The organism is Acetobacter okinawensis, assembly GCF_002153655.1.
GTDB lineage: Bacteria > Pseudomonadota > Alphaproteobacteria > Acetobacterales > Acetobacteraceae > Acetobacter > Acetobacter okinawensis_A.
Genome location: NZ_JOPJ01000010.1, coordinates 1 through 21,055, shown reverse-complemented (window position 1 = coordinate 21,055; position 21,055 = coordinate 1). Strand labels below are relative to the sequence as shown.

Sequence of the window (21,055 nt, the reverse complement as noted above, 5' to 3'; positions counted from 1 at the left end):
TTTACGAACGGGACGTCTGCGACGCAGTGGTGCGTAACGTGCTGGGCACTGCACCAAACGTGCGATGAAACATGGTACTGAAGCTACCTGCATTGTCATAACCAAGATCAAACGCGACCTCGGCAATGGACTGGCCAGTGGCCAGTCTGGCAGCGGCCTCCACAACCCTGACCCTACGCCGCCATGTGGCAAAGCCCATGCCCATTTCCTGCTGAAAAAGGCGGGTAAACGTGCGGCGCGCCATACCAGCCTCACGCGCCCAGTAGTCAATATCGTGGCAATCTCCGGGCTGGGCAATAATCGCCTCACACACACGCCGCAACCGCAGGTCTGTTGGAAAAAGCAGCCTGTCTGCTATGCGGGGCGCCCGGTTAATTTCTTCCATAAGGAGCCGGGCAATGGCCGACATACGGTCGTCCATTGCAAAGTTGAAGGTCATTGCAATAATTTCGTCCACAAGCCCGCGCATGAGGGAGGACACATCGAACATTTTGCAAGGAGGCAACTCTGCCCCTGTAAAACTGGGATCGACATAAACGACCTGAAAAACCAGATCAGTGCGGCAGGTTGCCTGATGCATGACGTGCGCAGGTAGCCACATCCCCTGCCCCGGCCCCAGCACAAAGCTTTCGTCCTGAGTGTTGACCGTTACACTCCCCGCCAGAAAAATAGACAGTTGCGCCCGCTCATGCGTATGGAATGCGTCCACAAATCCGCCAGTATAACAATCCGCAAACCCCACCACGGGGGGAGGATGACGCGGAAAATCCGCAGTACGCTTCATGGTGTTTATATCCAGCCCATTTCTGTAAAACTCACCCAATGGACTGCCTCAGGCTTATTACAGCCCGATTATCTCAGAAACAGGACTGTCATATCAAGTCTGTTCTAACTAGCCCGAGCACAGACCTCGCCACACCACCGGAGAAACAGACAAAAAACTATCTATTATGATAGGAACATACTGCATGACTATACCCTGCCCGCTCACTATATTTGTGAATATATTTCAGCAATAATACTCTATGAAATGCATAATATTCATGAAATAAGGGGCAGAACTATAGACAACAGCGCCCGCAAAAATGGTCCGGACGATGCACGCATCCCCGGTGCGGAGCACAAGCTCTTATGTATTGCCCGTTGCAGGAGATTTATCGTGTCAAAGCAGGACAAGAACACATTGCGCCTGATTTTCCCCCAATGGCAGGGGGGTGATAACCCGCCCTATTATCTGGGCTCCAGATTGCTGGCATGGCTGGCACCGCCCGCCCACGGCCCGGTTGAGGAGGTTCCGGTTGATGCACCAAGTGGTGCTCCCCTCCCCCTTGAGAACAATATGCATGGGCGCAGCGTGCTGGTTAAGCAGGCCAAAGCAGCCCGCAGCATTATTGAACGCCACCAGCCCCAATCAATTGCCGTTCTGGGGGGCGACTGTCTGGTCTCCCTCTCTCCATTTGCATGGTTGTCAGAACATTATGGGGACAAGCTGGGCATCCTATGGATTGATACCCACCCCGATGTTCAAACACCCGAACAGTACAAAAATGCGCATGCCCATGTGCTGGGCGCGCTAATGGGGCACGGAGACCCGGACCTGACTCATGAAGTCAAAAAACCAGTGAAGGCAGACAAGGTCATGATCGCGGGTATTCATGACCCACTCCCTTACGAAACGCAGTTTATTGCCGAGCATGGTATCCGCACCTGCTCCCCACAGGAGGTGCGCAATGGTGCTCAACCCGTTATGCAATGGCTCAGTGAGAGCAACATAGAGGTTCTGGCAATCCATCTGGACCTGGACGTGCTTGACCCCCATAACTTCCGCTCCCTTCTTTTTGCAAAACCGGGACGTGGAAAGCACGACTTTGGAGATGTTGCCGAAGGCAAGCTGAATATTGCAGATGTTTTAAAACTGGTCGGGGAAGTCTCGACAGAAAAGCAGGTCGTTGGCCTGACCATTGCCGAACATATGCCGTGGGACGCCCTGCATTTGCAGGAAATGCTGAAGCAACTCCCCCTTCTGGGTGGTTGATGGAAAAACCCCGTAAGAGCATGCCATTTTTGGCATGCTCTTACGGGAGTATTATTTTACCCTGACCTCCTCAATAAAAAGAGCAAGCGGCATGGCGTTCTGGTTATGTCTTGGGTAAAAAAGATGGAAACCTGCATGGGTCGGGCAGAATTTTTCCAAAGCCATCACAAGCTCACCTGACGCAATATGGGGCTGAGCAATAATTTTTGGAATATAGGCAAGACCTATTCCATCCAAACAGGCATCCCGCGTAGCAAATACGTTGTTACAGATAAACTGCCCTGTTGGCTGGAATTTTATATCTTTCCCATTCTGCCTGAAACGCCATTTGTAGAGTGTGCCGTAAGTTGGAAGCCGGACACCTATACAACTATGCTCAGTCAGTGCATCAGGCACTTTAGGCGGTAAATGCGTGGCAAAATACGATGGTGCACCGACAACAACAAATTCAATCGGGGGAGAAATCGGCACGGAGACCATACCTTGCGTGACCATTTCCCCCAACCTTACGCCTGCATCAAATGCTTCCTCCACAATATCAACAAGCCGCATGTCTGTTGATATTTCCAAGTTGATTTCAGGGTATTTTTTAAGAAAATCTGCAATTCTGGGACGCAGGAAATACAATAGCGCCTCGTCCGTTACGGTAATCCGCAGCTTACCTCTGGGGCTGCTCCTGAACTCCTCCAGATATGACAGTCGTGTTTCCATCTCATCAAATAACGGCTGAATATTTTGCAGAATATATTCACCAGAACTTGTGGGAACAACCTTGCGTGTTGTTCTGGTCAGCAAGGTGACACCCAACCGCTCTTCCAAAAGGCGCATGCTGTGGCTTAAGGCAGAAGGCGTTACGCCACGCCGGGCCGCCGCACGGGTAAAACTGCGTTCCTGAGCAACAGCTAGAAAAGACAGAAGTTCGTTAAAATTTTCTCGGAACATTGTAACGCCTTACTGCCTTTGGCTCAGTATTTCCCCGGCAAGACACACCGTGCAAACAGGCTCTGCCGTGGCCATTTTTATACCTGTCAGCGCCCCATCACAATCAATAAACCCCACGCACCACGCAACTCAACAGCATGCTCAGACTGCCTGCCCCAAGTTCTTGAAAGCATCAGAAGCCTTTGGAACAGGCGTGTTGCGGCCCCACAATTGATACGTTATAATATAACTCTTTTTCAGCCGTGGAGCTTCCTGATATGCCAGCCTGCCAGACCGGGGAAAAAGTGCACCTTCTCTCCGCAAGCCGCACAATTCTTGAACCGGACTGCGCAATCACTCTTACCCCAAGCCCTTTAAGCAACGCCTTAAACCTTGCATCACAAACATATCTTGAAAACGGGGCACGCCTTTTACAAGCACGCGGCACAATCCCCATGATTTCCGCCGCCCTGCGTCCCGCTTTTGCCGCCGCAACACTCCCTCTGTTGGCAGATGTCCTGAATCTGGCAGAGGTTTATGCCTCAATTTCCGGGCAAGCCTCCCTCCGCATAAGGCTGGAGCGCATTACAGGGGACAGTTGCCGTAAATTCCACGTGGATTATGTCACCCTGCGCCTCCTGCGCACGTATCAGGGCCCCGGTGTGCAATGGAAATCGGCTGGTAGTGAGCAGGTCCATAATGCCGCACCCGGCGATATTGTCTTCCTCAAAGGACGCAAATTTCCCAACTGGTGCGAAAATCTGGGCATTTTGCACCGCTCTCCCCCTCTATCGTCTCTGCCTGCGGCACAACGTGTGCGACTGCTCCTGACAATCGACACAGCAGATGCCTGCCTGTGTGGCGCAGAACATGAAGCGACAGCTATGACCCAGCAGTAGGTTTGCGTCCTTGTCGGGTATCTTCTGAGCACCCTGACTGCGCATTCTGTTACCTGCCCCCCAAGCATGGGCCCTGAGTGTGAGCCTGCATTTTCTTTGACAGATAAAGCTGCTACATATGGGATGGAAAAGTTACACTATAACACTTAAGGACATACGCGCCATGGAACGCTCTTTGGGTAAACGCTCTTTTCGGACTGCGTTTCTGGCTCTTGTCACCACAGCGCTTGTCGTGCCGTATAGTGCTCGTGCGGAAGAAGGAATGTGGACCTTTGACCACCTTCCCGTTGCCGCAATGCAATCTGCCTATCACTTTACCCCCACACCGGACTGGATCAAGCATGTTATCCAGTCATCTGCCCGTCTGGCGGAAGGGTGCTCTGCCTCGTTCGTATCCGGCGATGGGCTGGTCATGACCAACCACCACTGTGCGAATTCCTGCCTTGCTGCATTATCGGACAAGCAGCACGATTATTTTCGCAATGGTTTTTATACAAAATCACTGGCCGAGGAGCGACAATGCCCCGGAATGGAACTGGACCGGCTGGATTCCATCTCGGATGTGTCTGCTCAGGTTGACGCGCAGACAAAAGGGAAAACCGCCGGGGCATACTCCGCTGCCCTGCAGGACATTGAAAGCCGCCTGACAAAGGACTGCCTGCAAGGCGATGCCGCTCATTGGCGGTGCGATATGGTACCGCTCTACCATGGAGGACAAACCGCACTTTACCGTTATCGCCGTTATCAGGATGTGCGCATTGTCATGGCGCCAGAGCAGGGAATTGCGTTTTTTGGGGGAGACCCGGATAACTTCAATTATCCACGCTACGATATCGACCTTTCCATGCTGCGTGTTTACGAAAACGGCAAGCCTGTTCACACGCCGTATCTTCAGTTCGATATCAACGGCCCACGTGAGAACGAACTTGTTTTTACCTCCGGCAATCCGGGCCGGACAGAACGTGGCCTGCCCGCAGCCGCGCTTGCCTTCCAGCGCGACGTGATCAACCCCACGGTTATTGCCCTGCTGAGTGTGCGAGAGGGTATGTTATGGCAATATGCGCGTGAAAGTGCCGAGCACGAAAAACAGGCAGAAGACGAACTTTTCAGCACTCAAAACAGCCTGAAATCCTATTCCGGCACACAAAGCGCACTGCGCACGAGCGACATTGTTGCCCGCCGCGCCAAGGAAGATGCCGCACTCCAGAAATGGATTGATGCCGACCCTGCCCGCAAGCAGGAGTTTGGCACTCCATTTGCCATGGTGGACAAAGCAATAGCCGTGCAGCGCGAACTGTTCGCACGGAATGTTGGCCTGCATATGGCGCTTGATGGGCTTGCCGGTGAAGCCATGACACTTGTGAACGGTGCAGCCGAACGCCAGAAACCGGATGCAAAACGCAACGCAGGCTACCATGACGCACAACTGGGCGAGATTGAAGCCGCACTCGGTGCAAAAACACCCGTCTACCCAGAGCTGGAAACCACATCCCTTGCCCTTGGGCTGACCACACTACGCCAGATACTTGGCGCGGATGACCCACTGGTGCGCGATGCTCTGGGTAATGACAGCCCGGACACCCTTGCCGCGCGCCTTGTGCGTGAGACAAAGCTGGCAGACCCCGCCGTACGCCTTGCGCTGTGGAAAGGCGGGGATGCAGCCATTCACGCATCATCAGACCCGATGATTGCCTTTGCACGCCGCCTTCACCCGGCATTGACCGCCCTGCGCGATCGTATGCGTGATGAGGTATCGGCTCCCCTGCATCAGGCAGAAGGAACAATTGCCCGTGCGCGATTTGCACAGGCCAAGGCTGAGGGACGGCTTGATGCACTTTACCCGGATGCAACATTCTCGCCCCGTCTGTCCTACGGTACGGTGCGCGGCTGGACGCAGGATGGCAAAAACATTCCTGCCTTTACCGACTTTGCCGGCATGTACCGCCACGCTACAGGCAGTGCGCCTTTCCAGCTCCCTCAACGGTGGCTGGATGCAAAAAGCAGGCTCGATCTCTCCACACATCTGGACTTTGTTTCAACGAACGACATTGTCGGCGGCAACTCCGGCTCACCAGTGCTGAACCGGGAGGGCCATGCCGTAGGGCTGATTTTTGACGGCAACCTGCCAAGCCTTGCTGGTGACCTCTATTATGACATCACCTCCAACCGTGCTGTTTCCACCGACACCAGCGCCATCATCGCCGCACTACGCATCGTCTATGACGAACAGGCACTGGCTGAAGAGCTGATAAAAGGACACCGATAAGCCCCGTTTACCCTGTTGGCATGCGCCAAAGCCCCCCTGCGCCAGTTAGACAGCCATCATGGCAGCGTATGGTTTTTGGCGCACTCTTCCATGCATGCGCGCAGCGCTTCAACAACTCTTTGCTGGTCTTGTGGTGGTAGCGGCTGGAGAGGCAGAGGGGGCTGGGCGTGTGCAAGCCCCAAAAAATTGGTGGCGGCATAGGCAACGCGCAGGCTGCCAAACTCCCGAAAAAGCTGCCATACAGGGAGCAGCGCCTGCTGGTATTGACGTACAGCATGCACATGGCCCGCGCGCGCAGCCGTAACCATGGCCTTGGCCAGTTGTGGCAAAAACCCGCCCAACACACTAAACCAGCCGTCGCACCCAGCCAGCAGGGCTTCCGCCGCAATCCAGTCTCCGCTGTAGCCAATACTGAGCTTGCCAATGGGGCTGGCCCGTAGCTCCGCCAGTTCCTGCGCGACCTTGCCTTCGGCGGGAGCTGGCATTTTTATGGCGGCAATGTTGGGGACATCTGCCAGTCTGGCAAGCAATTCACGCCCGAAGCAGAAATGGGTCGTAGTCGGATTATTGTAGATACAGAGCGGCAGAGACGTTACCGCCGCCACAGCCGCATAATGCTGGAATGCTTCCTCCTGAGTCAGCGGTGTGTAGGACACAGGAGCCATTAGCAACCCGTCGGCCCCCGCGGCTGCGGCATCGCGCGCAAGGTTTTGTGCATCGTCAGTGCGGAGCGCGCCAATGCCCACAATAAGGGGTGTAGTACCCCCAACAGCTTTAACAGCAGCACGCAGCACACGGCACCGCTCGGTGCTGCTCAGATAAGCATAGGTTCCGGTGCTACCCAGCAAACCAATGGAATCCACACCATTCACCGACAAATGGCGCGCCAAATGCATGACCGCCTCTGTATCGACCACACCCTCCGCATTGGCAGGCGTAATGGGAAAAGCCGAAAGACCGTGAAAAATCGACATATCAGACCCCAATTCCCAAACGGAACATGAACACCCATTGCGTGCAGATAACGCGCAACATTACAGGCTGCCAGCCGGATGGGCAGCTTGTTCCCTACCCGCAGCGACTATGCTCCTGATGTTTACCACCAAGGCGGGCGCTGGTCACAAAAGCCCTCATACCCGCATGAATGACGTAATAAATTTACTGGCAATATAAGACTGCGTGGGTCAGGCAAAACGCTTTGCGCCAGCCACACATAGAACGACAATAAGTGTGGAGGCCAGCATGGTCCATGCAATCGGCTCATGCAGGAAGAGTGCCGCCAGCAGCAAACCAAAGAAGGGTTGCAGCAACTGAAGCTGCCCAACACTGGCAATGCCCCCCAGAGCCAGCCCCTGATACCAGAATATAAAACCGACCAGCATGCTAAAAACCGAAACATAACCAAGGCCAATCCATGAAGAAAGCTGGATGTGCCCCCAACTGGCTGGCAGGTAAGCCAGAGCAATGAGCGCCATAAGCGGCAGGGACAAAAGCAGTGACCATGAGATAACCTGCCAGCCCCCCAGACGGCGGGAAAGTGTTGCCCCTTCCGCATACGCCAGGCCGCAGACAAGAATGGCCGCAACCATAAGAAGATCACCGGTAAAATTACCTGCCTGACTGCCGTAGAGTGCAAACCCGGCCACAGCAGCAGCACCAATGGTGGAGAATAACCAGAAGGCGGGCTTGGGCTGCTCTCCCCCACGCAGCACGCCAAAAATTGCCGTGGCCAACGGCAGCAAACCTATAAACACAATGGAGTAGGCCGCGGTAATATGCTGCAAAGCCAGCGCTGACAGCAGCGGAAAACCGACGACACCACCAGCGGCAACAAGGCTGAGCGGAACAATATCCCTCCGTTGGGGCCGGGGCTGACGGAGTACGAACAAAAAAACACTCCCCAACAGCGCCGCGATGACAGCACGCGCGCAGGTCAGAAAAACAGGCGAAAAATCCATGACTGCAACGCGCGTAGCGGGAAGAGAGCCGCTGAAGATGATAACCCCCAGCAGACCACTGCCCCATCCTTCTGTTGTCCGTTTCATACACAGGGGTCCTTGATAATGTGGGATGTCTGGTGCGCCTGAATGTATGGATGTGAAATTGCCCGGACCAGCTACAATCTGATACAGTTCTAAAAAACTGTATGGGTCATATGACCCACACAATTATAGGGGCCAGCATTGGAACAGCCACCCACACGGACATCCGCCATTATGGAGGCAGTCCGGCAGCGCATTGCCACCCGCTCCCTTGTTCCCGGCGATCGTCTGCCATCTATCCGGCAGTTTGCCAGAACCATGCAGGCCTCACCCTCCACCGTGGTGCAGGCTTATGACCGGCTGGCGGCCGAGGGTGTTATTGCCCCGCGTCTGGGGTCTGGTTTTTATGTTACGGGGCGCGCACTTCCGCCGCTTTCGCTGGCCGAAGCCTCCACGCCTGCCGCTCGGGCCGTTGATCCGTTCTGGGTATCACGCCAATCCCTTGATTCTGATCCGAGCGTTCTAAAACCCGGTTGCGGCTGGATCCCCACAGAATGGATGCCCAATGAGACCCTGCGCAAAGCCTTGCGGGCTGTCACACGTGGGGAGAGTCATATTTTGTCGGAATATGGTGGCACCAGAGGAGCGCTGCGCCTGCGCCGCCTTCTGGCATCTCAGTTTGCAACAGAAGGTCTTGCCATCAGCCCCGATCAGGTTCTGCTGACGGGGTCTGGCACGCAGGCGGTTGATCTGATCTGCCGCCTGCTGGTGCAGCGTGGCGACACAGTGCTGGTAGACGATCCGTGTTACTTCAATTTTCAAGCTCTGCTCCGCGCACATGGTATCCGGATTATAGGGGTACCATACACTGCAACCGGCCCTGATACCGAAGCTTTTGAACGCATTGTTCAGCAGGAAAAACCACGCCTGTACATCACCAACTCGGTGTTACATAACCCCACGGGAGCCACCCTCTCCCCCCAGACGGCCTTCCGCCTGCTTAGCACAGCTGCAGCCTCTGGCCTTCTGATTGTTGAAGATGATATTTTTACAGATTTTGAAACAGTACCTTCCCCCCGGCTAGCTGTCATGGATGGGCTGGAGCATGTGATAAGGATTGGCAGTTTTTCCAAAGCGCTCTCTGCGTCAGTAAGATGCGGCTATATTGCCGCCGGGCAAGAGCTGATCGAAGGACTGATTGACCTACAGGTAGCGACCAGTTTTGGCGGCCCCAGCCCCATGATTACTGAAGTCATTGCAGATGTGCTCGAAGGTGGAAATTATCGCAAACATATGCTGGAAATTCACCGACGTTTGGAAAAATCCCGCAAAACAGTGCTGCATACTCTGGAAACACTTGGAATACTCCCCTGGATTGTGCCCCAAGGAGGTTTCTATTTATGGTGCCAATTACCTGATGGGCAGGATTCCACAAAGATCGCGCTTAACAGCCTGCATGATAAAATCATTCATGCCCCCGGCAATGTCTTCAGTGTAAGCCAGTCTGCTTCTGCATTCATGCGCTTCAATGTGACGCAATGTGAAAATCAAAGAATTTTCCTCTCTCTGGAAAAACTGTTGAGCGGCAGGAACGTCCACTTCCCCCATGAGGAGAGCTGTTCATAACGGAAGATGCTCTCATATGCGGTTATTGTGTTTTTGCGCGGCAATCCTGACAAGCCAGCCCATTCTTCCTGCGGATCACAGGCATGTGGAGAGACATGTCCCAATATGGTCCATGATACCTTTTTGTCGGACCATCATGACCGTTGCTGTCCGTGCTGTTCAACTCTCATCATAAGCGACTTGCAGAACACACGAATGAGAGCATGCCATGAGAGACCGTATCCAGAACCCGTTCTTCCTTGATCGCATTATGACGGCCGAAGACGCCGCTGCATTGATCCGGAATGGCGATATTATTGCCACAAGTGGTTTTACCGGCGCAGGCTACCCCAAGGCAGTGCCAGAAGCTCTGGCCCAGCGCATTAAAACAGCGCATGACGCTGGTAGGGCATTCACGGTTCGGTTGCTGAGCGGCGCGTCAACAGGACCACAACTTGATGGCGCTCTTGCGCAGGTGAACGGTGTGGCGTTTCGCGCCCCTTATAATGGGGATGCCACAATGCGGGCACGGATCAATGACGGCAGCACGCTCTACCTCGACACACATCTCGGCCAGGTCGCCCAGAAGGCACGGCAGGGACAGTACGGCAAGCCTGATGTTGCCATTATCGAAGCCGTTGCAATAACGCCTGACGGGCAGATCATTCTCAGTTCATCCGTGGGCAACACCCCCACATGGGTGCAGATTGCTGACAAAATTATTATCGAAATCAATACATGGCAGAACCCTGAGCTTGCTGGCATTCACGATATATGGGGTGGCGTGCGGATGCCACCGTACGGGCAGAGCATCCCGCTCATACATCCCGGAGATCGCATTGGCAGCAGCACACTGACCATCGACCCAGACCGGCTGGCAGCTGTCGTCATAACAGATGAGCCTGACCGTAACGCAGCTTTTGCTGAACCGGATGCCACCGCGCGGCAGATTGCCGGGCATGTGATGGATTTTTTCGAGCATGAGGTCAAACAGGGGCGTCTTCCCCCCTCTCTCCTGCCGTTACAGAGCGGTGTCGGGAACATTGCCAATGCTGTGCTGGAGGGGCTGAATACCAGCCGGTTTGAAAACCTGACAGGCTTTAGTGAAGTCATTCAGGATGGTATGCTGTCCATGCTGGAAAGCGGACGGATGGCCGTTGCCTCGGCCTCCTCTTTTTCCCTCAGCCCGGAGGCTGCACAGCGCATCAACGACAACGCCGCTTTCTTCCGTCAGAAGATCATCTTGCGGCAACAAGAAATCAGCAACAGTCCCGAACTGATCAAACGCCTTGGTGTTATTGCCATGAACGGCATGATTGAGGCGGACATCTATGGCAACGTCAATTCCACCTGCGTTATGGGCTCACGTATCCAGAACGGCATTGGTGGGTCGGGTGATTTTGCCCGCAATGCTTACCTGTCTCTTTTTGTTTCGCCATCCACGGCCAAAGGGGGTAAAATATCAGCATTCGTGCCGATGGTCCCCCATACTGACCATATTTTACAGGATGTGCAGATTATCGTTTCTGAGCAAGGACTTGCTGATTTGCGTGGGCTTGCGCCGGTGGAGCGGGCGCGCGCAATTATTGCCAAATGCGCACATCCTGACTTTAAAGCCCCATTGCAGGAGTATTTGGAGCAGGCCCGCCAGCATAGCTTTGGCCAGCATATTCCACATCATCTGCCCACTGCCCTTGCCTGGCACCAGCGTTATATGGAAACCGGCAGCATGGCTGGTTGAGCAGGAACCGGATGACCGAACTTCTGATTGTCTTTATGGTTAGTGATGGCGTCCAGTTGATGGATATAGCCGGGCCAGCCGATGTATTTGCGGAAGCCAATACCTTTTATGGTCGCCCGCTTTACCGCTCTGTCATCATGGCCACAAAGCGGGACATCCGCAGTTCTTGTGGTTTTAATCTACGGGCCGACCTGCTGCTGGAGGATATGCATAACACATGCATTGATACTTTGCTGGTCGCAGGTGCTCCCGATGCTGCAAACAGAGCCTCTGATCCGGTTTTGACCAGATGGTTGCTTCAGGAAGCCCCAAAAGCCCGCCGTTTTGGGTCAATTTGTGGAGGTGTTTTTCCGCTTGCACAAACTGGCCTGCTGGATGGCCACACCATTGCTACGCACTGGGCGGATGTGGACTGTGTTCGCCAGCGCTTCCCCGCTGTGAGCGTGGATGCAAACGCTATTGTAAGGGAGGAAGGCCCGCTCCGCACTGCGGCCGGTGTGTCCTCCGGTCTGGATCTGGCGCTCTCTTTGGTGCGGGAAGACATGGGGGAACAAATTGCCCGCGATGTTGCCCGGCAGCTCGTCCTTTTTTACAAACGACCGGGTGGTCAATTGCAGTACAGCCGCCAGCGGGAACTCTCCCCTGCCGGGCGGTCTGCCTTACAGTCTCTGCAACGTCAGATCATCCAGCAACCTGATGCTGAATACAGTGTGGAGGCCATGGCCCGTATGGTCGCATTGGAACGCCGCCAGCTATCACGGCTCTTTGCGCAGGAAACCGGCTTATCTCCCGCCCGATGGGTGGAGCAGACACGCCTTGCCATTGCCCGTAGCCTACTTGAAGAGGGACGCAAACCCCCAAAAGTTGTGGCGGCCGAGGCAGGTTTTGGGTCTGTCAGGGTTCTGCGCCGTGTCTTCCAACGTCATCTTGGCGTAACACCTGCTGAGTACAGAAAGCGTTTTGGCCAACGGCACTGATCTGCCAAACATGGGAATACAGAACACAGCCATTTATGCCTGATCACCTATTTTCATCAAAACAAGGCCGGACACTATAAGCACTGCCGCCACAAAGCGTATTGCCGTAGCCTCCTCACCAAAAAACACGATCCCAGCGACAAAAGCCCCAACAGCCCCCACCCCGGTCCAGACCGTATAGGCTGTTCCAAGCGGCAAAGACCGCATGGCAGCAGACAACAGGCCAATGCTGATCAGCATTCCGGCAATGCAGAGCACGGAAGGCCATAATCTGGAAAAACCGGCAGACTGCTTCATGGCTGTCGCCCAGACCACCTCAAAAACACCAGCCAGAAGGAGAGCAACCCAGTGCATGGAATATCCTATTCCTGTTGCAGAAATTGATGAAACGCACCACTCCAGAGCAGGAATCCTGCAAGCGCAAACATGATGCAGCCAATAATACAGTCAAAAACCTGCCATGCACGCGGGCGCGCAAAAACAGGCTGCAAGAAGCGCGCACCATACCCCAGAGCAGCAAACCACAAAAAGCTGGCTGATGCCGCCCCTGCCGCAAATATGAGCCTTGCTGATGAAGGTTGCGCAGTGGCCGCAGCCCCCATCAACAATACTGTATCGAGATAAACATGAGGATTAAGCCACGTAAAAGCCGCAACAGTTGCCATCGCTCTTTTTAACGAAACACTCTGCCCCACCTCTACAGACATGCTGTCATGTTGGACCGCACGACGTAACGCCTGTGCGCCATACCATGCCAAAAATGCCGCACCTGCCAGTGTAAACCCCACTGTTAACATCGGTTGGGCTGTAACCAGCGCTCCCATTCCGCTCACGCCAGCAATGATCAGCACGGCATCTGAAAAACCACAGAACAGAACAATCATACCAACATGCTCCTGCCTTAGTCCCTGACGGAGCACGAACAGATTTTGTGCGCCAATGGCTACGATCAAAGATGCAGACAGAGCAAAACCAGAACAAAATGGGAGTAGAAAAGACATCATCACGTCTAGGTAGTCGTGTTTGCGATATAAGAAAAACTTGTTTTTCTAAATGATATGAAGCAATCCTTAATCATGCTGGATTACGCCGCCTTGAATGCTGTCAGTGCCGTTGTGCGTGAAGGGTCTTTTGAAGGAGCCGCTCACGCTCTTGGCCTCACCCCCTCAGCAATTTCACAACGCGTCCGCGGATACGAGGAAAGATTAGGGGCACTCCTGATCGTCAGAGGTCAACCTTGCCAGCCCACCGCTCTGGGCAAAGCGCTTTGCGCGCATATTGACAAGGTGCGCCTGCTTGAGGCCGAAATTCCCGAGCTTTGCGGGCAAGAGGCTCTGGCAATCTCCCGCTCTCCACCCCTCAAAATCGCAGTAAACGCGGATAGTCTGGCAACATGGTTCCCCAAAGCCATAGCCGACTTTGCAAAAGAGACACATGTCTTTCTCGACCTTCTTGTTGAAGATGAAGCACATACGGCAGATCGGCTGCGTTCGGGCGATGTTATGGCCGCCGTTACGGCAGATGCCACTCCGGTACCCGGCTGCCACACAACCCATCTGGGTGTGTTGCGCTATGTTGCCTGTGCTAGTCCCGATTTTATACAACGTCACTTTTCCAACGGATTCACGCGTGCTGCATTTGCAACAGCACCATGCATGTGCTTTGAAAAACGCGACAAACTGCAAACACGCTGGCTGCAAGACGTACATCACATGCCCCTGCCATTACACGTGCATTACATCCCCTCCCCCCAAGGGTTTATGGATTTTGCACTGGCTGGCCTTGGGTGGGGCCTGCAACCGCTCCCTCTGGCACAAGACCACCTTGCAACAGGCAATCTTGTAGAGCTTCAACCACAACATGCTATTGATGTGGCTCTTTACTGGATTATTCCGAGGCTCAAGAGCGAGCTTTTGGGAAAATTAACACAACACTTGAAAAAACTGCACTGCCCTGATTTTACGTCAGACTGAAATTTCCCAAAACAATCTTATATTCATTGATCTTTTTCTTTCTGTTGCAGCCTTACACAGGCTGGCGGCTATGGCCATGCAACTTTCCATGACGCCTCCAATCCATGAATCATATTTATGGATAAATGAAATCAAATCATTTTTATTCAACGAATCATTCAGGCATAACATCATCAACGTGCTTGAGAGTGAAACTGACCAACAAATACAAAAGTTAAAATCAGAGAAAACTTAAACTTTTTTGTATCTTTGTTCAAAATATCTGATTTTAATAATAATGAAGGACAAAATTTAACAATGATACATCCATCATCCTTCAATATTAAACGAATTGTGTTTGATGAACACTACCACCCATCAGACAACACGCGCCTCACAACCAACTTTGCCAATCTGGCAAGGGGTGAAAACCGTCAGGAAAACCTGCGCAACGTCATCCGGATGATTAACAACCGTTTTAATGATCTGGCCCATTGGGATAATCCCCAAGGCAGTCGCTATTCAATCGAAGTGGAAATTATTTCCTTTGATATGAATATCGACGTTGAGGGCAAGAACGACACTTTCCCACTTATCGAAATCCTGAATACGACAATCATAGACAACAAATATGAAAAACGTATTTCTGGTCTGGCAGGAAATAACTTTTCTTCTTACGTCCGAGACTATGATTTTAGCGTATTACTTTTAAATTATAACAAAGATAAGACCGTTTTTAATATCCCCCATAATTTTGGAGATTTACATGGAAAACTCTTCAAATCCCTTATTCACTCTCCAGTTTATCAAAAGAACTTTCATAAGCTTCCGGTCATTTGTCTGAGTGTTTCCACCAATAAAACCTATCATCGGACAGATAACCAGCACCCGGTTCTTGGTGTTGAATATCAACAAAATGAACTTTCATTGACTGATCAGTATTTCGCAAAAATGGGCATGAAAGTGCGCTATTTTATGCCGCCCAATAGCGTAGCACCTCTGGCATTCTATTTTTTTGGGGATCTTCTTGCTGATTACTCTACTCTCGAGCTCATCAGCACCATCAGCACGATGGAAGTTTTTCAAAAAGTTTATCGCCCCGAAATTTATAATGCCAATTCGTCAGCCCCTAAAGACTACCATCCCAGCTTAAGCCATCAGGACTACTCGCTGACTCGTATTGTTTATGACCGAGAAGAACGTAGCCAACTGGCCATTGCTCAGGGAAAATACACAGAAGAAAGCTTTATCAGGCCCTACCATGACAGGCTTGAGCAGTGGTCTGCCAATTATTCTGCTTAATGAAACCAAAACCTAAGGCCGTATCCGATGACAACATTGCTCCCAACCGCAACAGCCGGCAGCTTGCCAAAACCGTCCTGGCTCGCTCAACCCGAGACACTCTGGTCGCCCTGGAAACTACAGGGGGAGGAACTACGCGAAGGCAAGCAGGACGCACTGCGCCTGACGCTGGATGACCAGGATCGTGCTGGCATTGATATTGTCAGCGATGGCGAGCAGACACGCCAGCACTTTGTAACAACCTTTATTGAACATCTCGGCGGCGTTGATTTTGAAAACCGTCAGACGGTTAAAATTCGCAATCGCTACAATGCCAGTGTGCCGTCCGTTGTTGGTGCCGTCACACGCGAAAAATCTGTTTTTGTTGAAGATGCAAAATTCTTACGCACCTTAACAAAAAAACCTATCAAGTGGGCATTGCCCGGCCCCATGACCATGATTGATACACTCCATGATGGTCATTACAAAAGCCGTGAAAAACTGGCATGGGAATTTGCCAAAATCCTCAACATCGAAGCTAAAGAACTAGAAGCCGCGGGGGTTGATATTATCCAGTTTGATGAACCCGCCTTTAATGTTTTCTTTGATGAAGTGAATGACTGGGGCATCGCCACTCTGGAGAAAGCACTTGAAGGTCTAAAATGCGAAACGGCAGTCCATATCTGCTATGGTTATGGCATTAAAGCTAATATTGACTGGAAAAATACTCTGGGGTCAGAATGGCGCCAATATGAAGAAATTTTTCCCAAACTGCAAAAATCTAACATCGACCTGATTTCTCTCGAATGCCAGAACTCCCGGGTTCCAATGGACCTTATCGAACTCATCCGTGGCAAAAAAGTTATGGTCGGTGCAATTGATGTGGCAACTCATACTATTGAGACGCCAGAAAACGTTGCCAATACTTTACGCAAAGCTTTGCAGTTTGTGGATGCGAAAAATCTTTACCCCTGCACCAACTGCGGCATGGCTCCCCTGCCCCGGCAGATTGCCAGAGGTAAACTCAATGCCTTAAGCGCTGGAGCAGACATTATTCGCAAAGAGCTCTCCGCCTAGGATCATTTATTGAACTGAGCGAGCAGTTGTCATGCACAGTCTCACCGATGGAGGTGAGACTGTGAGTGATGTATTTTTGCTGCCTGAACACCAGATGGAGCGAATTGAGCCATTTTATCCTCTGGCACACGGTGAGCCACGCGTGGATGACCGCTGTGTTTTGCGCAGGGTCGTTTATGTGTTCCGCAACGGCCCCCAGTGGAAAAACGCTCCGCAAGCGTGTGGTTCTCACAAGGCTTTATATAATTACTTCATTCAGTAGAGCCGCCCTGGTGCCTTGGACTGGATATGCGTCGCCCTAACAAAACAATCTGGCCGCTCGAAGCGCCTGATGATTGATGCGACGCACCTCAAAGCCCACCGGACATTGGCATCCCCGCTTTAAAAGGGGCTTTTCCCCACCATATCGGGCGAACAAAAGGCGGTCTGCCCCCCCCCAAACCCCCTGCCATGTACGATGGTCAGGGCAAGCCTGTTCTCCTGCATCTGACAGCAAGGTCAGGTCAGTGACTTCAAAGGCGCAGATGTGCTGCGACCAGATACGATCGCTGCGCTCATACGCGCATGTCCGCAATCCACCCTGCAGCGAGTTGCATCTTCTATCTCAAGGAATGAATCCTGAGCTTATATAAAACAATCATCAATCCTGCGGATCATTATAAAAAATGGATAAAATGTAATTTATTGTTGCTTTAGGGGCGCGATGCAATCTGCTAGATGCGATGACTATGAGAATGATTCGCATTAACCTCTATGGTAGGATTTTGATGTGACACTCCGTCCCGTAACACCTCTTCGCGTAACTGCTCTGTTAGCCTCGACATTCCTCTCCTTAGGAGGAGTTTTTTCTGCAGAGGCTGCGGATACAGCATATAATAAGAATAATAAAACTGCTTCTGATGAGGTGGTGGAAAAAAAAGCGGATGATCGTAAAGACTCTGCGGTCAAAACGGATAAGAACCAGAATACCATCGTCAACGTTGCATCCAAGACCGATGAACATATTCTGGTTAAAGCCCGTAGATGGGACCGTGGAAGTTATACTGCGTCCGAAACCAGCGCTTCCACCGGTTTACCGTTAAGCCTGCGAGAAACGCCGCAAACTGTAACAGTCATAACCCGGCAGGTTATGGATGATCAGCAGATCAATACCCTTGATGATGTTTTGAACACCACGCCCGGTGTAACATCGTATGCGAATGATAATGCTGGTAGAACAACATATCGCGCACGCGGTTTTGACATTACCAACTACAAAATAGATGGAATGCAGATTGATGCCTCCACCAGCTTTGGCGGTGTTGGGTCATCCATGAACATGGATCTGTATGATAACGTGCAGATTGTTCGCGGAGCAAATGGTCTGCTGGGCGGGACGGGAGATCCGTCTGCGACCATTTATATGCAGCGCAAGGCACCACAGCGTGAATTCGCAGCCAATGGCCTTTTAAGGCTGGGAAACTGGAATGAACATCGGGTTATGGCGGACCTGAATACGCCCTTGAATCATTCAGGCACCATTCGCAGCCGTTATGTTTTTTCATGGGATGACACGGATACGTTTCGGGTGCGCGAGCATGTCAATCGCATTGGTGCGTTGGCAAATTTTACAGCAGATATCTCTGCGCGTGATACCCTCAATTTTGGTTTCCAATATGAAAGAACCCAGAATGATGGTGCCTCTTGGGGGTCAAACGTCCCGATTTGGTATGCGGATGGAACGGCAACAAACCTGCCGCGCAGCACCAACCCAGCAGCCGACTGGAGCAAGGCGGTTCGCGACCAGTACACGGCATTTATTAACTATGACCATGATTTCTCCGCTGGCTGGCACCTGAAGGTTGGTTATATGCGCACTCAGGGGAGTTCCTACAACAATCTTGGGGTTGCAAAAGTCAACAATGCTTCACGCGGCAGTTATGGTGGTTTTTGGAATCAGGATGGAACAGGTGCATATCTGAACGCCCTGCATGCCGAATATGAAGATGCGCGTGACAATGCTGATGTTCATGTTTCTGGGCCAGTCCATTTTCTGGGCCACGAGCATCAGTTGGTTTTTGGGTTTAACGGTTATAATGATGAGTTGACCCAGTATACCTTTAGCAAAGCATTGGGGAACTGTTCTATTGCAGGGGTTAGCCCGTATTCAGGGTGCCAGTATCGTGCAACCGGGCTACCTATTGCGAATTGGCAGACGTGGGACGGGTCTTACCCCAATTTTACAACGTATCGTACCCATGCGCGTGAAGTCGATGTCACACGCAATTATGGTGCATATGCGTCTGGGCATTTTGTGTTGGCTAAAGGTCTGTCTCTCATTCTGGGGGGGCGTATGAGCAGTTATCAGGCTTATACGGGCACCTATAATAAAGCGAACCAATATTCGGGCTCTTCCAGCACGGGTCAGCAGAATGCTGTTCTGACGCCTTATGCCGGTATGGTCTATGACTTTACCAAAACCATGTCGATTTATGGAAGTTACACAAACATTTATACGCCGCAATCCAATCTGCGGGATGTTGATAACAAACCCCTAAATCCTGTTATGGGTAAAAGTTATGAAACAGGGTTGAAGGGAGAGTTTTTCAAAAAGCGGTTAAACACTTCTCTGGCTTTCTATCTCAATAGACAAAGCAATGTGGCTCAGGCAACGGGGGCGACAAATGCCAGCACAGGGGAAGCTATTTACGATTCAGTCGACGGTGTAAAAACAGAAGGTATCGACTTTGATGCCTCGGGTGAGTTGCTGCCAGGTTGGAATGTCTTCTTCGGTTATAGCTATCTTTACGAAAAAGGTTTGAGTTACCGTCAGGACCCACATCATCTGGTCCGTTTTACAACAAGTTACACGTTCCCCGGTAAGTTGCGGCACCTGACCATTGGTGGGGGTATATCCAGTCAATCCAGCACGGAATGGTCCACCAATCCGGGACGACCTCTTGGTAACGGTAAGTATGATGCCTCCAACCTCCGGGTTAAAGGGTACACGCTTATCAATATTATGGCTCGATACCGGGTGGCTAACTGGCTCGATATTGCAGGGAATATCACAAACCTGACTGATCGGACCTATGTAAGACAGGAAGGGTTTTATGATGGCATGATTTACGGAGAACCCCGTACGTTCAGCTTTACTCTGCGCGGCCATTATTGATTTTTTACAAAAGCAGGAGAACGAGCTTTCCTGCTTTTGTTTTTCTGTAATGCTGAGGCTTCTTAGGGTTACTTAGGAAAACAGGATTACTCCGTTATTGATTAAACAGGCTCAGGGAGCCGAAGCTGCAAATTCTATAAAATCTCGCAGGTAGTGAATATCCTCATCAGTTTCTCTATGACCAAGGAAGATCTGTTTCGCGATGCCTTTCTTGCCTAATTTGACAGGATAAAGTTCAAAGCGAGTGGCATATTCTGTAACAAGCCAGCGCGGGAGTGCGGCCACGCCCCGACCATGTGCAACCATGACCAGCATGATATCTGTTGTTTCGATCTGCTTCTGCTGCCGTGGGGCAATTCCGGCTGGTTGTAAAAATTGCGTATAAATATCAAGACGTTCTGATGGAACAGGGTATGTAATCAAGGTTTCGTCTGCAAGATGTTCTGGCAAGATGAAATTTTGTTTGTGCAAAGGGTGTTCGGGGCCAACAGCCAGAACAAGTTCATAATCAAAAACCGGAGTGAACTTCAGACCGGACTTGTAAAGAGGATCTGGGGTGACGAGAAGATCAATCTCATTACTGAGTAATGCACCAATTCCACCAAATTGGAACTTCTGTCGCACGTCCACATCAACCTTAGGCCATCGCTCCAAATATGGAGAGACGACCTTGAGAAGCCATTGATAACAAGGGTGACATTCCATGCCGATACGGAGTGTGCCGCGTTCGCCATTACTAAACTGCTGAAGACGTTTTTCCGCCAATTCAAATTGAGGAAGAAGGCGGTTAGCCAGCCCTAGCAGCCATTCTCCGGCTTGAGTGAGCACAAGAGAGCGTCCCTCCCGCCGCCATATTTTAACTTCGAACTGGGTTTCTATCTTGCGGATAGCATGACTGAGTGCTGGCTGGGTCAGATTAAGGCGCACGCTCGCGGCGGTTAAAGAACCTTCTCTGGCCACTTCCTGAATAATTTTCAGATGGCTGCGTTCCAGAAAACCCATATTCCACTCCAAACAAGCCATAAGATTAATATAATAACTAAAATTATAATATGCAGAAAACCTGACACAGGCGGAAGCAGTCAAACTTCTTCACGCTAGGCTCAGGACTCATTCTTTGAGGTAGAAGATGACGCTTGCTGCGATGTGGATTGCGGACATGAAT

18 protein-coding genes are annotated in these 21,055 nt (G+C 51.7%); 11 read left to right on the top strand and 7 right to left on the bottom strand.

Translation table 11 applies throughout. The features are described 5' to 3' along the window. Position 1: 1 nt before the first annotated feature. Positions 2–784 carry an AraC family transcriptional regulator gene (locus HK26_RS06765; RefSeq protein WP_086639086.1) on the bottom strand — a complete coding sequence of 261 codons (783 nt, stop codon included), beginning with the start codon at positions 782–784 and terminating at the stop codon, positions 2–4. A gap of 375 nt (positions 785–1,159) precedes the next feature. Between HK26_RS06765 and HK26_RS06760 the strand changes: the two genes are divergently transcribed. Further along, entirely contained in the window at positions 1,160–2,035 is an 876-nt protein-coding gene (locus HK26_RS06760) for an arginase family protein (protein ID WP_257640898.1), read from the top strand. A gap of 51 nt (positions 2,036–2,086) precedes the next feature. Here HK26_RS06760 and HK26_RS06755 read toward each other — a convergent pair whose 3' ends face one another. Next, positions 2,087–2,977 carry a LysR family transcriptional regulator gene (locus HK26_RS06755; RefSeq protein WP_086639084.1) on the bottom strand — a complete coding sequence of 297 codons (891 nt, stop codon included), beginning with the start codon at positions 2,975–2,977 and terminating at the stop codon, positions 2,087–2,089. A 257-nt stretch (positions 2,978–3,234) separates the two neighbouring features. Here HK26_RS06755 and HK26_RS06750 point away from each other — a divergent pair, with 257 nt between their 5' ends. Together HK26_RS06750 and HK26_RS06745 are read left to right on the top strand one after the other, a co-directional pair. Then, complete coding sequence (locus tag HK26_RS06750) at positions 3,235–3,855, top strand: DUF1826 domain-containing protein (RefSeq protein WP_086639083.1); 621 nt, start codon at positions 3,235–3,237, stop codon at positions 3,853–3,855. A 163-nt stretch (positions 3,856–4,018) separates the two neighbouring features. Then, positions 4,019–6,121 (top strand): S46 family peptidase, encoded by a 2,103-nt coding sequence (locus tag HK26_RS06745; protein ID WP_086639082.1) that lies wholly within the window; start codon positions 4,019–4,021, stop codon positions 6,119–6,121. 56 nt (positions 6,122–6,177) lie between these two features. Here HK26_RS06745 and HK26_RS06740 read toward each other — a convergent pair whose 3' ends face one another. Both HK26_RS06740 and HK26_RS06735 read right to left on the bottom strand, forming a co-directional pair. Then, positions 6,178–7,095 carry a dihydrodipicolinate synthase family protein gene (locus HK26_RS06740; protein ID WP_086639081.1) on the bottom strand — a complete coding sequence of 306 codons (918 nt, stop codon included), beginning with the start codon at positions 7,093–7,095 and terminating at the stop codon, positions 6,178–6,180. Positions 7,096–7,305: 210 nt separating this feature from the next. Then, on the bottom strand, positions 7,306–8,166 hold the full coding sequence (locus HK26_RS06735; RefSeq protein ID WP_086639080.1) for a DMT family transporter: 861 nt from the start codon (positions 8,164–8,166) through the stop codon (positions 7,306–7,308). A gap of 138 nt (positions 8,167–8,304) precedes the next feature. Between HK26_RS06735 and HK26_RS06730 the strand changes: the two genes are divergently transcribed. The 3 genes from HK26_RS06730 (at position 8,305) to HK26_RS06720 (ending at position 12,426) form a co-directional block, all read left to right on the top strand. Beyond that, positions 8,305–9,729 carry an aminotransferase class I/II-fold pyridoxal phosphate-dependent enzyme gene (locus HK26_RS06730; protein WP_475638869.1) on the top strand — a complete coding sequence of 475 codons (1,425 nt, stop codon included), beginning with the start codon at positions 8,305–8,307 and terminating at the stop codon, positions 9,727–9,729. Positions 9,730–9,937: 208 nt separating this feature from the next. Beyond that, a complete protein-coding gene (locus HK26_RS06725) occupies positions 9,938–11,449 on the top strand; it encodes an acetyl-CoA hydrolase/transferase family protein (RefSeq protein ID WP_086639078.1) in 1,512 nt (503 codons plus the stop codon). 11 nt (positions 11,450–11,460) lie between these two features. Then, the gene (locus tag HK26_RS06720; protein ID WP_086639077.1) at positions 11,461–12,426 is read left to right on the top strand and encodes a GlxA family transcriptional regulator; all 966 of its coding nucleotides are present in this window, start codon (positions 11,461–11,463) and stop codon (positions 12,424–12,426) included. 33 nt (positions 12,427–12,459) lie between these two features. Here the strand turns inward: HK26_RS06720 and HK26_RS06715 are convergent, their stop codons facing one another. Next, positions 12,460–12,780 (bottom strand): DMT family transporter, encoded by a 321-nt coding sequence (locus HK26_RS06715; RefSeq protein WP_086639076.1) that lies wholly within the window; start codon positions 12,778–12,780, stop codon positions 12,460–12,462. 8 nt (positions 12,781–12,788) lie between these two features. Next, positions 12,789–13,427, bottom strand: coding sequence for a LysE/ArgO family amino acid transporter (locus tag HK26_RS06710; protein WP_374188225.1), 639 nt, complete (start codon positions 13,425–13,427; stop codon positions 12,789–12,791). A gap of 75 nt (positions 13,428–13,502) precedes the next feature. On the opposite strand from HK26_RS06710, the gene HK26_RS06705 reads away from it, so the two are divergent. The 5 genes from HK26_RS06705 to HK26_RS06685 all read left to right on the top strand — a co-directional run bounded on the left by HK26_RS06705 (position 13,503) and on the right by HK26_RS06685 (position 19,890). Continuing rightward, on the top strand, positions 13,503–14,399 hold the full coding sequence (locus HK26_RS06705) for a LysR family transcriptional regulator ArgP (protein ID WP_086639074.1): 897 nt from the start codon (positions 13,503–13,505) through the stop codon (positions 14,397–14,399). A 297-nt stretch (positions 14,400–14,696) separates the two neighbouring features. Then, positions 14,697–15,680 carry a DUF1852 domain-containing protein gene (locus tag HK26_RS06700; RefSeq protein ID WP_086639073.1) on the top strand — a complete coding sequence of 328 codons (984 nt, stop codon included), beginning with the start codon at positions 14,697–14,699 and terminating at the stop codon, positions 15,678–15,680. A 27-nt stretch (positions 15,681–15,707) separates the two neighbouring features. After that, positions 15,708–16,736, top strand: coding sequence for a methionine synthase (locus HK26_RS06695; protein ID WP_086639072.1), 1,029 nt, complete (start codon positions 15,708–15,710; stop codon positions 16,734–16,736). Between the two features lie 31 nt (positions 16,737–16,767). Continuing rightward, on the top strand, positions 16,768–16,998 hold the full coding sequence (locus tag HK26_RS13740; RefSeq protein ID WP_086639071.1) for a transposase: 231 nt from the start codon (positions 16,768–16,770) through the stop codon (positions 16,996–16,998). Positions 16,999–17,505: 507 nt separating this feature from the next. Further along, positions 17,506–19,890, top strand: a complete 2,385-nt coding sequence (locus HK26_RS06685; protein ID WP_257640897.1) for a TonB-dependent siderophore receptor — start codon at positions 17,506–17,508, stop codon at positions 19,888–19,890. Between the two features lie 111 nt (positions 19,891–20,001). Here HK26_RS06685 and HK26_RS06680 read toward each other — a convergent pair whose 3' ends face one another. Next, complete coding sequence (locus HK26_RS06680) at positions 20,002–20,892, bottom strand: LysR family transcriptional regulator (protein ID WP_086639070.1); 891 nt, start codon at positions 20,890–20,892, stop codon at positions 20,002–20,004. Positions 20,893–21,055: the final 163 nt, after the last annotated feature.

Coding starts and splice junctions, on each gene's coding strand:
- HK26_RS06765 (WP_086639086.1), bottom strand. CDS start 784: ATGAAGCGTACTGCGGATTTTCCGCGTCATCCTCCCCCCGTGGTGGGG.
- HK26_RS06755 (WP_086639084.1), bottom strand. CDS start 2,977: ATGTTCCGAGAAAATTTTAACGAACTTCTGTCTTTTCTAGCTGTTGCT.
- HK26_RS06750 (WP_086639083.1), top strand. CDS start 3,235: ATGCCAGCCTGCCAGACCGGGGAAAAAGTGCACCTTCTCTCCGCAAGC.
- HK26_RS06745 (WP_086639082.1), top strand. CDS start 4,019: ATGGAACGCTCTTTGGGTAAACGCTCTTTTCGGACTGCGTTTCTGGCT.
- HK26_RS06740 (WP_086639081.1), bottom strand. CDS start 7,095: ATGTCGATTTTTCACGGTCTTTCGGCTTTTCCCATTACGCCTGCCAAT.
- HK26_RS06735 (WP_086639080.1), bottom strand. CDS start 8,166: ATGAAACGGACAACAGAAGGATGGGGCAGTGGTCTGCTGGGGGTTATC.
- HK26_RS06725 (WP_086639078.1), top strand. CDS start 9,938: ATGAGAGACCGTATCCAGAACCCGTTCTTCCTTGATCGCATTATGACG.
- HK26_RS06720 (WP_086639077.1), top strand. CDS start 11,461: ATGACCGAACTTCTGATTGTCTTTATGGTTAGTGATGGCGTCCAGTTG.
- HK26_RS06715 (WP_086639076.1), bottom strand. CDS start 12,780: ATGCACTGGGTTGCTCTCCTTCTGGCTGGTGTTTTTGAGGTGGTCTGG.
- HK26_RS06710 (WP_374188225.1), bottom strand. CDS start 13,427: ATGTCTTTTCTACTCCCATTTTGTTCTGGTTTTGCTCTGTCTGCATCT.
- HK26_RS06705 (WP_086639074.1), top strand. CDS start 13,503: ATGCTGGATTACGCCGCCTTGAATGCTGTCAGTGCCGTTGTGCGTGAA.
- HK26_RS06700 (WP_086639073.1), top strand. CDS start 14,697: ATGATACATCCATCATCCTTCAATATTAAACGAATTGTGTTTGATGAA.
- HK26_RS06695 (WP_086639072.1), top strand. CDS start 15,708: ATGACAACATTGCTCCCAACCGCAACAGCCGGCAGCTTGCCAAAACCG.
- HK26_RS13740 (WP_086639071.1), top strand. CDS start 16,768: ATGCACAGTCTCACCGATGGAGGTGAGACTGTGAGTGATGTATTTTTG.
- HK26_RS06680 (WP_086639070.1), bottom strand. CDS start 20,892: ATGGGTTTTCTGGAACGCAGCCATCTGAAAATTATTCAGGAAGTGGCC.